Annotated in this window: 16 protein-coding genes; 13 read left to right on the forward strand and 3 right to left on the reverse strand. The window is 66.2% G+C overall.

From position 1 onward, the window contains the following. Nucleotides 1-188: 188 nt before the first annotated feature. Nucleotides 189-1358, forward strand: coding sequence for an ADP-forming succinate--CoA ligase subunit beta (sucC, locus tag AC1DF4_RS14805; RefSeq protein WP_310060815.1), 1170 nt, complete (start codon nucleotides 189-191; stop codon nucleotides 1356-1358). Between the two features lie 12 nt (nucleotides 1359-1370). Then, nucleotides 1371-2273 carry a succinate--CoA ligase subunit alpha gene (gene sucD / locus AC1DF4_RS14810; protein ID WP_224048674.1) on the forward strand — a complete coding sequence of 301 codons (903 nt, stop codon included), beginning with the start codon at nucleotides 1371-1373 and terminating at the stop codon, nucleotides 2271-2273. Nucleotides 2274-2385: 112 nt separating this feature from the next. On the opposite strand, the gene AC1DF4_RS14815 is transcribed toward sucD, so the two are convergent. Together AC1DF4_RS14815 and AC1DF4_RS14820 are read right to left on the reverse strand one after the other, a co-directional pair. Beyond that, nucleotides 2386-2868, reverse strand: coding sequence for an SRPBCC family protein (locus AC1DF4_RS14815; RefSeq protein WP_476913582.1), 483 nt, complete (start codon nucleotides 2866-2868; stop codon nucleotides 2386-2388). Next, nucleotides 2865-3230, reverse strand: coding sequence for an ArsR/SmtB family transcription factor (locus tag AC1DF4_RS14820; protein WP_476913639.1), 366 nt, complete (start codon nucleotides 3228-3230; stop codon nucleotides 2865-2867). The genes AC1DF4_RS14815 and AC1DF4_RS14820 overlap by 4 nt, the downstream gene beginning before the upstream one ends. 269 nt (nucleotides 3231-3499) lie before the next feature. Between AC1DF4_RS14820 and AC1DF4_RS14825 the strand changes: the two genes are divergently transcribed. From AC1DF4_RS14825 to AC1DF4_RS14865, 9 genes are all read left to right on the forward strand, one after another. After that, nucleotides 3500-3862, forward strand: coding sequence for a tautomerase family protein (locus AC1DF4_RS14825; RefSeq protein WP_476913583.1), 363 nt, complete (start codon nucleotides 3500-3502; stop codon nucleotides 3860-3862). A 227-nt stretch (nucleotides 3863-4089) separates the two neighbouring features. Next, complete coding sequence (gene iolC, locus AC1DF4_RS14830) at nucleotides 4090-5094, forward strand: 5-dehydro-2-deoxygluconokinase (protein ID WP_476913584.1); 1005 nt, start codon at nucleotides 4090-4092, stop codon at nucleotides 5092-5094. Then, nucleotides 5091-6053 carry a Cgl0159 family (beta/alpha)8-fold protein gene (locus AC1DF4_RS14835; protein WP_476913585.1) on the forward strand — a complete coding sequence of 321 codons (963 nt, stop codon included), beginning with the start codon at nucleotides 5091-5093 and terminating at the stop codon, nucleotides 6051-6053. Before iolC ends, AC1DF4_RS14835 begins: the two co-directional genes overlap by 4 nt. A gap of 39 nt (nucleotides 6054-6092) precedes the next feature. Further along, entirely contained in the window at nucleotides 6093-8021 is a 1929-nt protein-coding gene (gene iolD / locus AC1DF4_RS14840; RefSeq protein ID WP_476913586.1) for a 3D-(3,5/4)-trihydroxycyclohexane-1,2-dione acylhydrolase (decyclizing), read from the forward strand. Between the two features lie 59 nt (nucleotides 8022-8080). Next, the gene (locus AC1DF4_RS14845) at nucleotides 8081-9592 is read left to right on the forward strand and encodes a CoA-acylating methylmalonate-semialdehyde dehydrogenase (RefSeq protein WP_476913587.1); all 1512 of its coding nucleotides are present in this window, start codon (nucleotides 8081-8083) and stop codon (nucleotides 9590-9592) included. Between the two features lie 91 nt (nucleotides 9593-9683). Continuing rightward, the gene (locus AC1DF4_RS14850) at nucleotides 9684-10595 is read left to right on the forward strand and encodes a sugar phosphate isomerase/epimerase family protein (RefSeq protein WP_476913588.1); all 912 of its coding nucleotides are present in this window, start codon (nucleotides 9684-9686) and stop codon (nucleotides 10593-10595) included. Nucleotides 10596-10623: 28 nt separating this feature from the next. Beyond that, a complete protein-coding gene (locus AC1DF4_RS14855) occupies nucleotides 10624-11637 on the forward strand; it encodes a Gfo/Idh/MocA family protein (RefSeq protein WP_476913589.1) in 1014 nt (337 codons plus the stop codon). Between the two features lie 84 nt (nucleotides 11638-11721). Then, a complete protein-coding gene (locus tag AC1DF4_RS14860) occupies nucleotides 11722-12597 on the forward strand; it encodes a sugar phosphate isomerase/epimerase family protein (protein WP_476913590.1) in 876 nt (291 codons plus the stop codon). Next, entirely contained in the window at nucleotides 12594-14015 is a 1422-nt protein-coding gene (locus AC1DF4_RS14865) for a sugar porter family MFS transporter (RefSeq protein ID WP_476913591.1), read from the forward strand. The genes AC1DF4_RS14860 and AC1DF4_RS14865 overlap by 4 nt, the downstream gene beginning before the upstream one ends. Nucleotides 14016-14039: 24 nt before the next feature. Here AC1DF4_RS14865 and AC1DF4_RS14870 read toward each other — a convergent pair whose 3' ends face one another. Continuing rightward, entirely contained in the window at nucleotides 14040-14489 is a 450-nt protein-coding gene (locus tag AC1DF4_RS14870; RefSeq protein WP_476913592.1) for a MarR family winged helix-turn-helix transcriptional regulator, read from the reverse strand. 173 nt (nucleotides 14490-14662) lie between these two features. Here AC1DF4_RS14870 and AC1DF4_RS14875 point away from each other — a divergent pair, with 173 nt between their 5' ends. Both AC1DF4_RS14875 and AC1DF4_RS14880 read left to right on the forward strand, forming a co-directional pair. Then, complete coding sequence (locus tag AC1DF4_RS14875) at nucleotides 14663-15889, forward strand: MFS transporter (protein ID WP_476913593.1); 1227 nt, start codon at nucleotides 14663-14665, stop codon at nucleotides 15887-15889. Between the two features lie 266 nt (nucleotides 15890-16155). Beyond that, nucleotides 16156-17151: a substrate-binding domain-containing protein gene (locus AC1DF4_RS14880; RefSeq protein WP_476913594.1), complete on the forward strand. Its 996-nt coding sequence runs from the start codon at nucleotides 16156-16158 to the stop codon at nucleotides 17149-17151. The last annotated feature ends 25 nt before the right edge of the window (nucleotides 17152-17176 follow it).

Here is a 17176-nt window from a genome sequence, read left to right on the forward strand (position 1 = left end):
TTACTCACATAACGGGTACTCTGGAACGGGCCGCTCCCAAGGAAGGACTAGAGTTCCGAAAGGAGCATTGCGCCGTGTGGCTCGTTTCCAAGCTAGTCGCAGGGTGCGTTTATTCCGCAGCCCGGTAACCGCGATAACGTGGGGTCCGGCTGTACAGAAACTACTTCGACGTAGAAGGACACTAAACCGTGGACCTGTTTGAATACCAGGCGCGCGATATGTTCGAGGCGCACGGTGTACCCGTGCTTGCTGGCATCGTGGCGCACACCCCTGAAGAAGCAAAGGCAGCTGCCGAGAAAATCGGCGGCGTAACTGTCGTAAAGGCGCAGGTCAAGGCCGGAGGCCGCGGCAAGGCCGGCGGCGTCAAGGTCGCCAAGACCGCTGACGAGGCGTTTGAACACTCCACCAACATCCTCGGCATGGACATCAAGGGCCACACCGTCCACCGCGTGATGATCGCCCAGGGTGCAGACATCGCCGAGGAATACTACTTCTCCGTCCTTCTGGACCGGGCCAACCGCAACTACCTGGCCATGTGCTCGGTTGAAGGCGGCATGGAAATCGAGCAGCTCGCCGTTGAGCGCCCCGAAGCCCTGGCCAAGATCGCGATCGACCCGGCCGTCGGCATCGACCAGGCCAAGGCCGACGAAATCGTCGCCGCTGCAGGCTTCGCTGAGGAACTGCGCGGCAAGGTCGCCGCCGTCATCCTGAAGCTCTGGGACGTCTTCAAGAAGGAAGACGCCACCCTCGTTGAGGTCAACCCGTTGGTCCTGACCGGCGCCGGTGACATCGTTGCCCTCGACGGCAAGGTCTCCCTCGACGAGAACGCGGACTTCCGCCACCCGAAGCACGCGCACCTCGAAGACAAGGACGCTGCTGACCCGCTCGAGGCCAAGGCCAAGGCGCAGGACCTCAACTACGTCAAGCTGGACGGCTCCGTGGGCATCATCGGTAACGGTGCCGGCCTGGTCATGTCCACCCTCGACGTCGTTGCCTACGCCGGCGAGAACCACGGCAACGTCAAGCCCGCCAACTTCCTGGACATCGGCGGTGGAGCTTCCGCCGAGGTCATGGCAGCAGGCCTCGACGTCATCCTGGGCGACCCGCAGGTCAAGTCCGTCTTCGTCAACGTCTTCGGCGGCATCACCGCCTGTGACGCCGTCGCCAAGGGCATCGTCGGTGCACTGGCCGAGCTGGGCCACTCCGCGAACAAGCCGCTGGTAGTCCGCCTCGACGGCAACAACGTTGAGGAAGGCCGCCGCATCCTGGCCGAGGCAAACCACCCGCTGGTTACCTTGGCCGCCACCATGGACGAGGGCGCCGACAAGGCTGCCGAGCTCGCCAACGCAGCGAAGTAGAGGGACGCGACTATGTCTATTTATCTGAACAAGGACTCCAAGGTCATCGTCCAGGGCATCACCGGCGGCGAAGGCACCAAGCACACCGCCCTGATGCTGAAGGCCGGCACCAACGTTGTTGGCGGCGTCAACGCCCGCAAGGCCGGCACCACGGTCCTGCACGGCGACACCGAGATCACCGTCTTCGGCACCGTCAAGGAAGCCATGGCCGAGACCGGCGCCGACGTCTCCATCGTCTTCGTGCCGCCGGCCTTCACCAAGGACGCCGTCGTTGAAGCCATCGAGGCCGGCATCGGCCTGGTCGTCGTCATCACCGAAGGCGTTCCGGTCCAGGACTCCGCTGAGTTCTGGGCACTGGCCCAGTCCAAGGTCGACGCCAACGGCAAGCAGGTCACCCGCATCATCGGACCGAACTGCCCCGGCATCATCACCCCGGGCGAGGCCCTCGTTGGCATCACCCCGGCCAACATCACGGGCAAGGGCCCCATCGGCCTCGTCTCCAAGTCAGGCACCCTGACCTACCAGATGATGTACGAACTGCGCGACCTCGGCTTCTCCACCGCCATCGGCATCGGCGGCGACCCGGTCATCGGCACCACCCACATCGATGCGCTCGAAGCCTTCGAAGCCGACCCGGAGACCAAGGCGATCGTGATGATCGGCGAAATCGGTGGCGACGCCGAAGAGCGTGCCGCCGATTACATCAAGGCACACGTCACGAAGCCGGTTGTCGGCTACGTGGCCGGCTTCACCGCTCCGGAAGGCAAGACCATGGGCCACGCAGGCGCCATCGTCTCGGGTTCCGCGGGCACCGCCCAGGCCAAGAAGGAAGCCCTCGAGGCTGCCGGCGTCAAGGTCGGCAAGACGCCGTCCGAGACCGCCAAGCTCCTGCGCGAGGTCTTCGCAGCCCTCTAGGCTCGAAGCACCGCCAAGCACCAACGCAACGCGGGGTCACTTCCGGTTCGTCCCACCCGCTGGGATGGACCGGAAGTGACCCCGCGTTGTTTGTTTAAGGTCGACGGCGGTCCTAGACTTTCGCGCCGGCCAGGAGCTCGTCGAGCCGCTCGTAGCCTTCGGACAGTCCGCCTTCCATGCCGGACTGCGCCATGCCGTCGCGCGCCTCCATGCTGGGATAGACCCCGTGGGCCCTCAGCAGGGTGCGGCCGCCGCCAAGGTCCTCGAAGGTCAGGAACTCGATGCTGACCACATCGGGGTAGCCGTCGAACTCGAACGTCTGGATGGCGAAGTCGTTTTCCCGGACCGTGTGGAAGACGCCGTTGAAGCCGTAGGAGTCGCCGTCTGGTCCCGTGTGGGTGTAGCGGTAGGTGCCGCCGGTGCGGAAATCGTAGTGGTCGATGTCCATCTTCAGCCGCCGGGGGCCGAGCCACTGGGCGACCAGGGCGGGCTCTTTGTGGGCCCGGAAGACGTCGGCGACGGGGAAATCGAACTCCCGCTCGCAATCGATGAAGGGCAGTCCCTCCGGGACACTGAGTTTGAGGGCGTTGGTCATGATGATGAATCCTTTGCCTGTGTGCCGCCTGCCGCGGCGTTGGATTTGAGCACGGCGTCAAGGCTGCGGAACTGCTCCTCACGGACCAGCCGGTACTGGCCGATCCATGCGGTGAGCGCCTCCAGCCGCGCGGGGTTCAGGTGGACGGGCCGGCGCTGGGCGTCACGGGTGCGCGTGACCAGCTGCGCCTGCTCGAGGACCTGGATATGTTTCGAGACCGCCTGTTTGGTGATCGCGAAAGGTTCCGCCAGTTCATTCACGGTGGCCGGACCCCGGCTGAGCCGGGAGATGATGCGGCGGCGGACGGGGTCAGCGAGTGCCAGAAAGGCTGCGTCGAGCTGTTCGTCGTCGCGTTCGTCCACGGGGTGCCTCACTTCCCGTCCCGGATCCGGTGGTGTCTCTCTGCTGCTCCACTGGCAGTGACTATGATCAACCACTTCATTGATCAACCTTTAGGTTGTTAACGCTACGCCTGACCCCTGGTCAACGCAATAGTCCAAGCGCGGGGTCACCCTTGCGCGCATCCCGCACCCCACGATGGACGCGATCTAACCTCGCGTTGCTGTTTGCCCTTGCTCTGCTCATCCGCAGTTTGTTAGAATGTCAGGACAAACAAGTGAAGGAGTGACGAGTGCCTCTCGTGCGAATAGACGTCAACCAGGGGCGCAGCCCCGAACAGCTCCGCTCGATCAGTCGCGGCATCCACGACGCCATCCTGACCGAACATCCGGCGGGGCAAATTGTCGCCCAGGACGCCGGCCTCGGCTTCGAGCGCACGCCGGATGTTGTCATGATCCAGATCTTCACCCAGGCCGGACGCCGCCAAGAGGCCAAGCAGTCACTGTTTGCCGCCATTGCGGAAAAACTGGCCGCCGTTGGTGTCGCAGGCGAGGACGTATTCATCGGCTATGTCGAGAACACGGCGGGGGACTGGTCGTTCGGATTCGGCCGGGCGCAGTACGTCACGGGCGAGCTGGGCGTGGCCGGCAGGTAGCCCGGCCGGCGGCCCGCAGGGGCTGCAGAAGGCCGCCGCGGCGGCCGGACGGCGGGCCCATTCAGCCTTCCCGTGTCATGTTGTAAATATGTCAGTACAAACCTTTGACAGCACATAGATTCTAGGGCAAAGTAGTGGATGTGGCCCGGCTCACGCCGGCTTCCTAAGCATCGAAGCTCAGGCTGCGCAAAGGTACCGAGTCTCCACCAGAAAGGTCCGCGATCACCGTGACCCACGAACTTCTCACGATCGGGCGCATCAGCGTTGATATCTACCCGAATGACATCGGGGTGGATCTGGAGGATGTCACGTCCTTCGGAAAGTACCTTGGGGGATCGCCGTCCAACGTGGCGGTCGCAGCCGCCCGCCACGGCCGCCGCACCGCCGTCATCACCCGCACCGGCGACGACGCCTTCGGCAAATACCTGCACCGCGAGCTGCGCAAGTTCAACGTGGACGACTCCTTCGTCACCGCGGTGAAGGAATGGCCCACCGCGGTCACGTTCTGCGCGATCAAGCCGGCTACGGACGAGTTCCCGCTCTACTTCTACGGACGTTTCCCCACGGCGCCGGACCTGCAGATCAAGGCCGGGGAGCTTGACCTCGCCGCCATCAGGGACGCCGGCATCTTCTGGTCCACCGTCACCGGCCTCTGCCAGGAACCCAGCCGCACGGCGCACCTCGCTGCCCACGAGGCCAGGCCCCGCACCGGACTGGAGCCGGGGCAGTTCACCATCCTGGACCTCGACTACCGGCCGATGTTTTGGGCGTCCGAAGCCGAAGCCCGGGAGCAGGTCGCCAAGATCCTGCCGCACGTCACCGTCGCGATCGGCAACGACAAGGAATGCGCCGTCGCTGTCGGCGAAGGAACCCCGGACGAGCAGGCGGACCGGCTGCTCGCCGCCGGCGTCGAAATCGCCGTCGTGAAGCTGGGCCCCGACGGCGTGATGGCGAAGACCCGCACCGAACGTGTTGTGTCCGCTCCGGTTCCCGTGGACACCGTCAACGGCCTCGGCGCCGGCGACTCCTTCGGCGGGGCCTTCTGCCACGGACTGCTCTCCGGCTGGCCGCTCGCCCAGGTCCTCGACTTCGCCAACGCAGCCGGCGCGCTGGTCGCCTCCCGGCTCTCCTGCGCGGATGCCATGCCGACGCCGGAGGAAGTCACCTCCCTGCTCGCCGAACGCGGCCGCCTGGTGCCGGGCACCCACGCCCCCGAAGGAGCCACCCTGTGAGCCTTAATCCAGCATCCGTCACCGCCGCCGTCGACGACGATCCCCGCCGCTACGAGCACCTGAGCACCATCCGGCTCGAGGACCCCGCCGCGATCGCCCGCGCCGCCAAGGCGCGCCGCCGCCACCCCGGCGTCAAGGCAGGCAAACAGAACTTCATCGTCGCCGCCGACCACCCCGCCCGCGGCGCCCTCGCGGTCGGCAACGACCCGGTGGCGATGGCGGACCGCCGCCAGCTCCTGGACCGCCTGCAGATCGCCCTCGCCAACCCGGACGTGGACGGCATCCTCGCGTCCCCGGACATCATGGACGACCTGCTCCTGCTCGGGGCACTGGACGGCAAGCTCGTCTTCGGCTCCATGAACCGCGGCGGGCTCTCCGGCCTGGTCAACGAATTCGACGACCGCTTCACCGGCCACACTGCCGCCGCGCTGGAAGCGCTGGGGGCCGACGGCGGCAAGATGCTCACCCGCATCTGCCTCGGGGACCCGGACACGGTGGCAACCTTGGAAGCCACCGCCAAAGTCATCGATTCGCTTGCCGAACGCAAGCTCATCGCCATGGTGGAACCCTTCCTCTCCGTCCGGGAACACGGCAAGGTCCGCAACGACCTCTCCACCAACGCCGTGATCAAATCGATCGCCATCGCCGAGGGACTCGGCTCCACCAGCGCCTACACCTGGATGAAGCTCCCGGTCGTGGCCGAGATGGAACGCGTCATGGCGGCCACCACCATGCCCACCGTGCTGCTCGGCGGGGATCCGGACAGCAGCCAGGACGACGTCTTTGCGAGCTGGGAAGCGGCACTCGCGCTGCCCGGCGTCCAGGGACTCACCGTCGGCCGCACCCTGCTCTACCCGCACGACGGCGACGTCGCCGGCGCCGTGGCGACGGCGGCCTCCCTGCTGAACCGGTCCGTCCCGCGCACCCTGTCCACCCGCACCGCAGAAGTATCGGAGTAACGTCCCATGGGAATGAGCACTGCCTCAGGAACACGCAGAATGACGGTCGCCCAGGCCGTCGTCGAATACCTGTCCAAGCAGTACACCGTTGACACGGTCGGCGGTCAGGACTTCCGGGAGCGCCTGATTCCAAGCATGTTCGGCATCTTCGGCCACGGCAACGTTGCCGGCGTCGGGCAGGCACTCAAGCAGTACCAGCAGCTCGACCCGACGATCATGCCCTACTACCAGGGCCGCAACGAACAGGCCCAGTCCCACCAGGCCGTCGGCTACGCCCGGCACACCCGGCGCCGCCAGACCTTTGCGATCAGCACCTCGATCGGCCCCGGTTCCTCGAACCTGCTCACCGGTGCCGCGCTGGCGACCACCAACCGGCTGCCCGTGCTCCTGCTGCCCAGCGACACCTTCGCGACCCGCGCCGCGGACCCGGTGCTGCAGCAGCTCGAGCAGCCCTACGCCTACGACATCACCGTCAATGACGCCTTCCGGCCGCTGTCGAAGTTCTTCGACCGCGTGACCCGGCCCGAGCAGCTGTTCTCCGCGTTCCACCACGGCCTGCGCGTCCTGACGGACCCGGCCGAGACCGGCGCCGTCACCATCTCGCTGCCCCAGGACGTCCAGGCCGAGGCCTTCGACGTGCCCCAGGAATTCCTTGCCGAACGCGAATGGCGGATCCGACGCCCCGACGCCGACGACGAGGACATCCGCCGCGCCGCCGAGTCGATCCGCGCCGCGAAGCGCCCGCTGATCATCGCCGGCGGCGGCGTCCTGTACGCCTACGCCAACGAGGAACTCGCTAAGTTCGTCGAGCTGACCGGCATCCCGGTGGGCAACACCCAGGCCGGCGTCGGCGTCCTGCCCTGGGACCACAAGCTTTCCCTCGGCGCCATCGGCTCCACCGGCACGACGGCGGCTAACGCCATCGCCGCCGAGGCGGACCTCATCATCGGCATCGGCACGCGCTACGAGGACTTCACCACCGCGTCCCGGACCGCGTTCCAGAACCCGGACGTGAAATTCATCAACATCAACGTCGCCCCGATCGACGCCTACAAGCACGGCACCTCCCTGCCGATCGTCGCGGATGCACGCAAGGCGCTGATCAAGCTGAACCAGGCCCTCGGCGGCTACCGGGTCGGCGCGGACCTGGAACGGCAGGTCGCGGCCGAGAAGACCCGCTGGGACGCCACGGTGGACGAGGCCTTTGGCACCCGCTTCACCCCGCTGCCGGCGCAGAACGAGATCACCGGCGCCACAAGCCGCGCCATGGACGCCCAGGATGTTGTCATCTGCGCCGCCGGGTCCCTGCCCGGTGACCTGCACAAGATGTGGCGCGTCCGCGACCCGTTCGGCTACCACGTGGAATACGCCTACTCCTGCATGGGCTACGAAATCCCCGGCGGCCTCGGCGTCAAGCGCGCCGCCCTGGCCGAAGCCGCGAGGGGCGGCGCGCAGCGCGACGTCGTCGTCATGGTGGGGGACGGCTCCTACCTCATGATGCACACCGAACTCGTCACCGCCGTCGCCGAGCGGATCAAGCTGATCGTGGTCCTGATCCAGAACCACGGCTACGCCTCCATCGGCTCGCTCTCCGAATCCCTCGGCTCGCAGCGCTTCGGCACGCAGTACCGCGCCCTGGACGAGGAGCACCACAGCTTCGACGACGGCGACCGGCTCCCCGTGGACCTGGCACTGAACGCCGAGAGCCTCGGCGTAAAGGTGATCCGGATCGAACCGGGGGAGAAGGTCATCGCCGAGCTCGAACAGGCCGTTCGGGATGCCAAGGCCGCCCCCGAACGCGGCGGCCCGATCGTCATCCATGTGGAATCGGATCCGCTGCTCGATGCCCCCAGCTCCGAGTCCTGGTGGGACGTACCCGTCTCCCAGGTCTCCGAGCTCGACTCCACGAAACAGGCCTTCCAGACCTACGTCGACCACAAGAACCGCCAGCGCAAGCTGCTCGGCTGAGCTGGCCGCTGAACACCGGCCCCCAGCCACCCCTGACTCCAACTCCCAAGGACATTCTGATGAGCACCCTCACCACCACCAAAACCATCCACCACTTCATCAACGGCGCCGAAACCGCAGGTGCGGGCACCCGCACCCAGCCCGTTTACAACCCCGCCACCGGCGCCGTCACCGCGGAGCTGCGGCTGGCCAACCGGGCGGACCTGGACGCCACGGTCGCCGCCGCCCGGGCCGCCGCCGATTCCTGGGGCGACTTCTCCCTGGCCAAGCGCACCGCCGTGCTGTTCAAGTTCCGCGAGCTCGTCGCGGCCCACGTGGACGAGCTCGCCGAGCTGATCACCGCCGAGCACGGCAAGGTCCTCTCGGACGCCAAGGGCGAGATCGGCCGCGGCCTCGAGGTCATCGAGTACGCCTGCGGCATCCCGACCCTGCTCAAGGGCGACTACTCGGACCAGGTCTCCACGGGGATCGACGTCTTCTCCTTCCGCGAGCCGCTCGGCGTCGTCGCCGGCATCACCCCGTTCAACTTCCCGGTCATGGTGCCGCTGTGGATGGCGCCGATGGCGATCGCCACCGGCAACGCGTTCATCCTCAAGCCCTCCGAACGCGATCCCTCCGCCTCGATGCTGCTGGCCAAGCTGTGGAAGGACGCGGGCCTGCCCGACGGCGTCTTCCAGGTCCTGCACGGCGACAAGGAAACTGTGGACGGCCTCCTGACCCACCCGGACGTTGACGGCATCTCCTTCGTCGGTTCCACCCCGATCGCCCAGTACGTCCACGAAACCGCCACTAAGCACGGCAAGCGCGTCCAGGCCCTCGGCGGCGCCAAGAACCACGCCATCATCCTGCCCGACGCCGACCTCGACAACGCCGCGGACCACCTCGCCGCCGCAGCCTTTGGCTCCGCCGGGGAACGCTGCATGGCCATCTCCGTCGCCGTCGCCGTGGGTGACGCCGCCGACCTGCTGGTCAAGAAGGTCGAAGAGCGCGCCCTCGCCGTCAAGGTCAACAACGGCACCGAGCCCGGCGCCGAAATGGGACCGGTCATCACCCCGGCGTCCAAGGAACGCATTGTCCGGATCGTCACCGAGGCCGAGGCCGCGGGAGCTGCCATGGTGGTGGACGGCCGCGATCTCGTGGTCCCCGGCCACGAGGACGGCTTCTGGGTCGGCCCCACCGTCATCGACCACGTCAAGACCGAAATGACCGCCTACAGCGAGGAAATCTTCGGGCCCGTCCTGGTCGTCGTCCGGGTCGAGGACCTCGACGCCGGGATCGCCCTGATCAACTCCAACCCCTACGGCAACGGCACGGCAATCTTCACCTCCTCCGGCGCCAGCGCCCGCAAGTTCCAGCGCTCCGTCACGGTGGGCATGATCGGCATCAACGTGCCGCTGCCCGTCCCGGTGGCACACCACTCCTTCGGCGGCTGGAAGGCCTCGCTCTTCGGCGACAAGCACATCTACGGCCCGGAAGGTGTCTCCTTCTACACCCGCGGCAAGGTGGTCACGTCCCGCTGGCCCGAACCGACCCACGCCTCCGGCGCCTCCTACAACTTCCCGTCCAACTGACGACCCGACTCACCACCATCGACTGCTCCGTAACCGCCGTTTTGAACGTCCAAAACGGCACCTGCGGAGCAATCGATGAGAAGGAATGGCAATGACTGAGAACAAGCTGATCATCGGCACCGCACCGGACTCGTGGGGCGTCTGGTTCCCGGACGACCCGCAGCAGACCCCGTGGGAACGCTTCCTCGACGAGGTGGCCGAATCCGGCTACAAATGGATCGAACTTGGCCCCTACGGCTACCTCCCCACCGACCCCGCCCGCCTCGCTGAGGAACTCAAGGCCCGCGACCTGAAAATCTCGGCCGGGACCGTGTTCACCGCGTTCCACCGCGGACTGGACCAGTGGGAAACCGCCTGGGAGCCGGCCCGCAAAGTCGCCGAACTCACCGCCGCGATGGGCGGCGAGCACATGGTGGTCATCCCGGCCATGTGGCGCGACGACGTCACCGGCGAGGCCGTGGAAAGCGGCGAACTCAGCGAGAAGGCGTGGAGAGACCTGTTCGCGGGCCACAACCGGCTCGGCAAAACCCTGCTGGAGGACTTCGGCCTGCAGCAGCAGTTCCACTCGCACGCAGACTCCCACGTCGGCACGCAGAAGGACATCGAGACCCTCCTCGCCGCCACCGACGCCAAGTACCTCAACCTCTGCCTGGACACCGGCCACGCCGAATACTGCGGCGCCTCCAGCCTGGATCTGATCAAGAACTACCCGGACCGGATCGGCTACCTGCACCTCAAGCAGATCAACCCGGACATCCTCAAAAAGGTTAACGAGGAAAACCTGACCTGGGCCGCCGCCAATCTGGCCGGCGTGATGACCGAACCGCCGAACGGACTGCCGGACCTGCGCGCCGTCATCGAAGCCGTCGAGGCGCTGGACCGGCCGATCTTTGGCATCGTGGAACAGGACATGTACCCCGTCGCCTTCGACGTCCCGATGCCGATCGCCAAGCGGACCCGCAACTACCTGCTCTCCTGCGGCTCCCGCACCGCCGTCAACTAGACGCCAACCAGAACGAAGGACAAGAACCATGACCAAGACCCTCCGCGTAGCTGTCATTGGCGCCGGCCGTATGGGCGCAGACCACATCCAGCGGCTCAACACCCGCATCCACGGGGCCGAAGTTGCCGCCGTCGTCGACGTCGACCTGGCCCGGGCGCAGGCGGCCATCGAAGGAATCCCGGGCGCTGTGGCCCTGGCCGACGCCGACGAGGCGCTCAACAACGGCGACGTCAACGCCGTCCTGATCGCCACCCCCGGCTTCCTGCACGAGGGCATCCTGCTCAAGGCGATCGCCAAGGACATCCCGATCCTTTGCGAAAAGCCGCTCACGCCTGACGCCGCATCCGCCTGGAAGATCGTCCAGGCCGAGGAGAAGCTGGGCCGCCAGCGCATCCAGGTCGGCTTCATGCGTCGGTTCGACGCCGAATACGCCGCCCTGGGCGACATCATCCGGAGCTCCGAACTCGGCGAACTGCTGATGCTGCACCACCAGCACCGCAACCCGACCACCCCGGCCGGCTTCACCAACGAGATGCTGATCAACGATTCCGTGGTCCACGAGTTCGACGCCATCCGGTATTTCACCGGCGAGGAGATCACGTCCGTCCAGGTCCGCCTGGGCAAGGCCACGAAGAACGCCCCGGCCGGCCAGCACGACCCGCAGCACGTGCTGATCGAAACCGAGTCCGGTGTCCTGGCCGACGTCGAGATCTTCGTCAACGCCAAGTTCGGCTACGAAGTGGCCACCCAAGCCTCCTTCGAAGACGGTATCGTCAGCATCGGCGGCGACAAAGGCCCCTACACCCGCAGTGCCGGCCATTGGGGCGGAAACGTCACGCCCGGCTTCGAGGAGCGCTTCGGCGCCGCCTACGACGTTGAGATCCAGTCCTGGGTGGACGCCGCCCTCCGCGGCGAAATCGGCGGCCCGACGGCCTGGGACGGGTACGCCACCGCAGCCTGTTGCGAGGCCGGCGTCGAAGCGCAGAAGAACGGCGAGAAGGTCGCCGTGAAGCTGAATTCCAAGCCCGCCCTGTACAGCTAGGACCAACGGGAGGGGGCCGCGGCCCCCTCCCGTTCGTTCGTTCGTACCACGCACACCCGACTGACCCACAATGGAGTGTTCCACGTGAAAATCGCACTTGATCCAACGCCGTTCCACCACTCGCACACCCTGCTCGAATTTCCCCGGGTGGTGGCGGACCTAGGCTACAAGTACATGCAGATGACCCCGCACGCCGACCTCATCCCGTTCTACAACCACCCCAAGGCCGACGACGAACTGGTGGGCCAGCTGAAGGCGGCCTGCAAGGACGCCGGGATCGAAATCGCCTCCGTGCTGCCGGTACTTCGCTGGTCCGGCCCGGACGAGGACGCGCGCGAAGCCGCCGTCCGCTACTGGAAGCGTGCCATCCAGATCGCCGTGGACCTGGGCGTCAGCACGATGAACACCGAATTCAGCGGCCGGCCGGAGAAGGCCGAGGAATCGGAACGTGCGTTCTACCGCTCCATGGAGGAACTGCTGCCCATTATCGAGCGTGAAGGCATCGACCTCCTGATCGACCCGCACCCGGACGACTTCGTCGAGGAGGGCCTGGCCGCGATCCGGGTGATCCGCGGGCTCAACTCCAAGAACGTCGGCCTGGTCTACGTGGCCTCGCACAGCTTCCACATGAAGAACGCGCCGCTGGACATTATGCGCGCGGCGGGGGACAAGCTCCGCCTGGTCCACGTCGCCGACACCATGGACCACCACGCCTCACACGGGCTGCGCTACATCACCAACCCGCCCGGGAACCCGGTCCGGGTGCACCAGCACCTGAAAATCGGCGACGGCGACGTCAACTGGGACGAATTCTTCGGCGGCCTGCAGGAAATCGGCTTCCTTGACCGCGAGGACACCGTGATGGTCTCCAGCGTGTTCGCCGAGGACGACGACGCCGCCGAGGTCTCCCGCTACCAGCTGGAGACCATGAAGCAGCAGATCCAGAAGGTGAGCGTATGACGTCCACGGCCACCGCCCACCAGCGGAAGGCGCCGGGAAACCACAAACGGGCGCTGCGCACAGCGACCATCATTTCCACCTTCGGCGGGCTGCTCTTCGGCTACGACACCGGCGTGATCAACGGCGCCCTGCCGTACATGCAGGAGGACCTGGGCCTGACCCCGCTCACGGAAGGGCTGGTGACCTCCTCGCTGCTCTTCGGCGCGGCCTTCGGCGCCCTGTTCGGCGGGCGCCTCGCGGACCGCAACGGACGGCGCAAGATGATCATGGTGCTGGCCGTCATCTTCCTGATCGGCACCCTGGCCTGCACGTTCGCCCCGAACACCGAAGTCATGATCCTGGCCCGCTTCGTCCTCGGCCTCGCCGTCGGCGGCGCGTCCGTCACCGTGCCCGTCTACCTCGCCGAAGTCTCGCCGAGCGCCCGGCGCGGACGGATCGTCACCCAAAACGAGCTGATGATCGTCACGGGCCAACTGCTGGCCTTCATCTTCAACGCCTACCTCGGCAACACGTTCGGGGAGTCCGGCGGGATCTGGCGCTGGATGCTCGTCATCGCCACCCTGCCGGCGATCGCGCTCTGGATCGGGATGAACTTCATGCCAGAAAGCCCGCGCTGGCTGGCCTCGATGGGCAGCTTCGGCGAAACCCTCAGTGTGCTGCAACGGATCCGCTCCCAGTCCGAGGCCCGGGCCGAGTTCGAGGAAGTCAAAGCCATGGCCGTCGAGGACTACAAGTCCAAGATGGGTTCCTGGAAAGACCTCGGCGTCCCCTGGCTGCGCCGCATCTTCGTCGTGGGCGTCGGCCTGGCCGTCATCCAGCAGATCACCGGCGTGAACTCGATCATGTACTACGGCACCCAGATCCTCGCCCAATCCGGCTTCGGAAGGGAGGCCGCCCTGACGGCGAACATCGCCAACGGCGTCATCTCGGTCGTGGCCACGTTCGTTGGGATCTGGCTGCTGGGCAAAGTGGGCCGGCGCAGGATGCTCATGACCGGCCAGATCGGCACGACGGCGGCGCTGCTGCTGATCGGACTCTTCTCCCTGATCCTGCCCGCAGGCACCGCCCGCGGCTTCGTGATCCTGTCCCTGACCGTGACGTTCCTGGCCTTCCAGCAGGGCGCGATCTCCCCGGTCACGTGGCTCATGCTGTCCGAGATCTTCCCGCTGAAAATCCGGGGCCTCGGCATGGGCGCCTCAGCCTTTGTGCTGTGGACGGTGAACTTCCTGGTCGGCTTCGGCTTCCCGCAACTCCTGGCCGCGATCGGGCTCTCCAACACCTTCTTCGTCTTTGCCGTGCTGGGCGTCGGCGCCATCACGTTCGCCGCGAAGTACATTCCGGAGACCAAGGACAAGAGCCTGGAAGACCTGGAGCACCACTTCAAGAACGCGGCGGCCAAACAACCCGTCACCGCCTAGCCTCATCAACCAGGAAGCCCCGCCCTAGACCACGGCGTGCAGCCGGGGGAGCGCATCGACCAGCGGCGCCAGTTCCGGCACCTCCTGCGCCTCGGCCAGCGCACGCTCCAGTGTGGCGTCATGGCTGGGCCGGGCCTCCTCCAGCAGCTTGATCCCGCTCGGGGTGAGCTCAGTGTAGATTCCCCGGCGGTCATCCGCGCACAGGATCCGCGTCAGCAGGCCCCGGTCCTCGAGCCGGTTGACCAGTCGCGTGGTGGCGCTGGCGCTCAACGCGGTGGCGCGGGCCAGCTGTTGCATCCGCATGTGCCAGCCGTCCTGGCGGCTCAGCGCATCCAGCACCGTGTACTCGACGACGGACAGCTGCGCCGCAGCCTGTAGCGCGCGTTCCAGCTCGGCCTCGATCAGTCCGTGCAGGGCCGCCAGGGTCCGCCAGCCTTGCGCCCGGACCTCGACAGCGTCGTCCTTGATGCCCATCAGTTCTTCCCTTCAGATCGGCCTGCCGGGTCCCCAAAAACCAGGGAACGTCGACAGCCCACAAATTAGTTGCTTGCGCGGTATAGTTGCTTGTGCAACAATAAATAACGCGTCTGCAACTAATATCTTACGCTTCGCACTTCTTTCCGTACAGTTTTTGAAGGAGCTCCTCCATGCCCATTGGCCTGATTGCACTCGCCCTCGGCGGGTTCGGGATCGGACTTACCGAGTTCGTCATTATGGGCCTGCTGCCCGAAGTGGCCGCCGACTTCCGGGTCAGCGAAGCCACGGCAGGCTGGCTCATATCCGGCTACGCGCTCGCCGTCGTTGTCGGGGCGCTGCTCCTGACGGCCGCCGTGACACGTTTCGAGCGCAAGCCCGTGCTCGCCGTGCTGATGGTGCTGTTCATCGCCGGCAACCTGGTCTCCGCCGTCGCGCCGGACTACGGGCTGATGATGGTCGGTCGCATCATCGCGGCGCTCGCGCACGGCGCCTTCTTCGGCATCGGCGCGGTGGTCGCCGCCAGCATGGTCGCCCCCACTAAAAAGGCCGGCGCCATCGCCATCATGTTCACCGGGCTCACGGCGGCCAACGTCCTGGGCGTCCCGTTCGGTACGATGCTGGGCCAGGCCGCCGGCTGGCGGTCCACGTTCTGGGCCATCACGGTCATCGGTGTTCTGGCCTTGGTCGGCATCCTCACCCTGGTCCCGAAAACCGGTGCGGGCCAGGCCGGCGGACTGCGCGGTGAACTCCGCGCCTTCAGGTCCGGCCAGGTCTGGCTCTCCATCCTGGTCACCATCCTTGGCTACGGCGGCATGTTCGGCGCCTTCACCTACATCGCCTTCACGCTCACCGAGGTCACCGGCTTCTCGGCCTCCACCGTGCCGTGGCTGCTCATCCTGTTCGGCGTGGGCCTCTTCATCGGCAACACCGCGGGCGGCAAAGCGGCCGACCGGAACGTGGACCGCACGCTCCTGGTGGCGCTCTCCGCACTCGTGGTTGTCCTCGTGGTCTTCGCCCTCACCGCCGGCAACCAGCCGATGACCATCGCCTCCATGGTGCTGCTGGGCGGCTTCGGCTTCGCCACCGTCCCCGGACTGCAGATGCGGGTCATGAAGTACGCCACGACGGCGCCCACGCTGGCTTCTGGCGCTAATATCGGCGCCTTCAATGTGGGCAACGCCCTTGGCGCCTGGATGGGCGGCGTGACCATCACCGCCGGACTCGGCTACACCTCGCCCATCTGGGCGGGCGCCGGCATCACACTGCTCGGCCTGGCCGTCATGGCGTTCGCGGCGGCCGCGGCAAAGCGGCACGACGCCGGACACGCCACTGGACGCATCGGAGCCGGCGAAGCTGGTGCGGATTCCGAGCGGGAAGCGGAGCTCCAGCGGGCCTAGCGGCCCCGCGGCAGTGTGGACCTAACGACGACGACGGCGGCCTTTCGGGGCCGCCGTCGCCGTCGTGTTCGGGCAGTGAGCGTCCCGCTGAACGCCCGCAATTCGATCCTTCTTTACGGGGCGCAAGTCAATCGTTACGTGATTACATCCTAATGTCAGGACAAACTATTGACATTAGTGAGCTAAGTCACCATGATCAGTTGTAGATGGCTCACGGACTGACGCAATGAAGCGGTCGGCGTGGCCCGGATCAAAGGAGATTGATCGTGACCAAGTTCTCGTGGCGGAAGACGGCCCTCGTGGCGGCCGTGGTACCCATGCTGGCCCTGAGCGCGTGTTCCAGCACCGGCGGCAAGCCCGCAGATTCAGGCAACGCGGCCGGCGGCGGCCAAGTCGCCTCCACTGAGCGGATCAAGATTGCCTTGATCACCCACGCCGCAGCGGGTGACACCTTCTGGGACATCGTTCGCAAGGGGGCCGAGGAGGCATCGGCTAAGGACAACGTTGAGCTCCTCTACACGTCCGATCCCGAAGCCGGGCGCCAAGCCCAACTCATCCAGCAGGCCATCGACCAGAAGGTCGACGGCATCGCGGTCACGCTCGCCAAGCCCGAAGCCCTCAAAGACGTCCTGAAGAAGGCCGCTGACGCCGGCATCCCGATCGTCAGCCTGAACGCCGGCGAATCGGTTTCCTCCCAGCTGGGAGCATTCACCCACTTCGGTTCCAACGAGCAGCTCGCTGGTCAAGCCGTGGGCACCAAGCTGGCCGATGATGGGTACAAGCACCCGGTCTGCGTGATACAGGAACAGGGCCATGTCGGACTTGAAGCACGGTGCGCGGGCGTCAAGGCGAAGGTGCCGGGGACGGAGATCCTTTACGTTGACGGCAAGGATATGACCTCTGTTCAGTCCACCGCGACTGCCAAGCTCCAGGCTTCCAAGGACGCCGACGTCATCATCGGCCTCGGCGCCCCCATCACCCTGACTCTCCTCAAATCGGTCACTGACGCCGGCAGCTCTGCCAAGGTTGCGAGTTTCGATCTCAACGCGGAGCTCGCCCAGAAGATCGTGGATGGTGCAGTTCTGTTCACCGTGGATCAGCAGCCGTGGCTGCAGGGCTACGGAGCCGTCGATGCCATCTGGCAGAACAAGCGGGGCGGCTTCAACATCGGCGGTGGCCAGCCTGTGCTGACGGGCCCGGCGGTCATCGACAAATCAAATGCGGCCGATGTCCTGACCTTCGCCCAGCAGGGCGTCCGCTAACAGCCCGCTGGCCGGGCCGGCCGGT

The sequence above is a fragment of the Arthrobacter sp. 05N429 genome, from assembly GCF_056397045.1.

Coding starts and splice junctions, on each gene's coding strand:
- sucD (WP_224048674.1), top strand. CDS start 1,371: ATGTCTATTTATCTGAACAAGGACTCCAAGGTCATCGTCCAGGGCATC.
- AC1DF4_RS14815 (WP_476913582.1), bottom strand. CDS start 2,868: ATGACCAACGCCCTCAAACTCAGTGTCCCGGAGGGACTGCCCTTCATC.
- iolD (WP_476913586.1), top strand. CDS start 6,093: ATGACGGTCGCCCAGGCCGTCGTCGAATACCTGTCCAAGCAGTACACC.
- AC1DF4_RS14845 (WP_476913587.1), top strand. CDS start 8,081: ATGAGCACCCTCACCACCACCAAAACCATCCACCACTTCATCAACGGC.
- AC1DF4_RS14850 (WP_476913588.1), top strand. CDS start 9,684: ATGACTGAGAACAAGCTGATCATCGGCACCGCACCGGACTCGTGGGGC.
- AC1DF4_RS14855 (WP_476913589.1), top strand. CDS start 10,624: ATGACCAAGACCCTCCGCGTAGCTGTCATTGGCGCCGGCCGTATGGGC.
- AC1DF4_RS14865 (WP_476913591.1), top strand. CDS start 12,594: ATGACGTCCACGGCCACCGCCCACCAGCGGAAGGCGCCGGGAAACCAC.
- AC1DF4_RS14870 (WP_476913592.1), bottom strand. CDS start 14,489: ATGGGCATCAAGGACGACGCTGTCGAGGTCCGGGCGCAAGGCTGGCGG.
- AC1DF4_RS14875 (WP_476913593.1), top strand. CDS start 14,663: ATGCCCATTGGCCTGATTGCACTCGCCCTCGGCGGGTTCGGGATCGGA.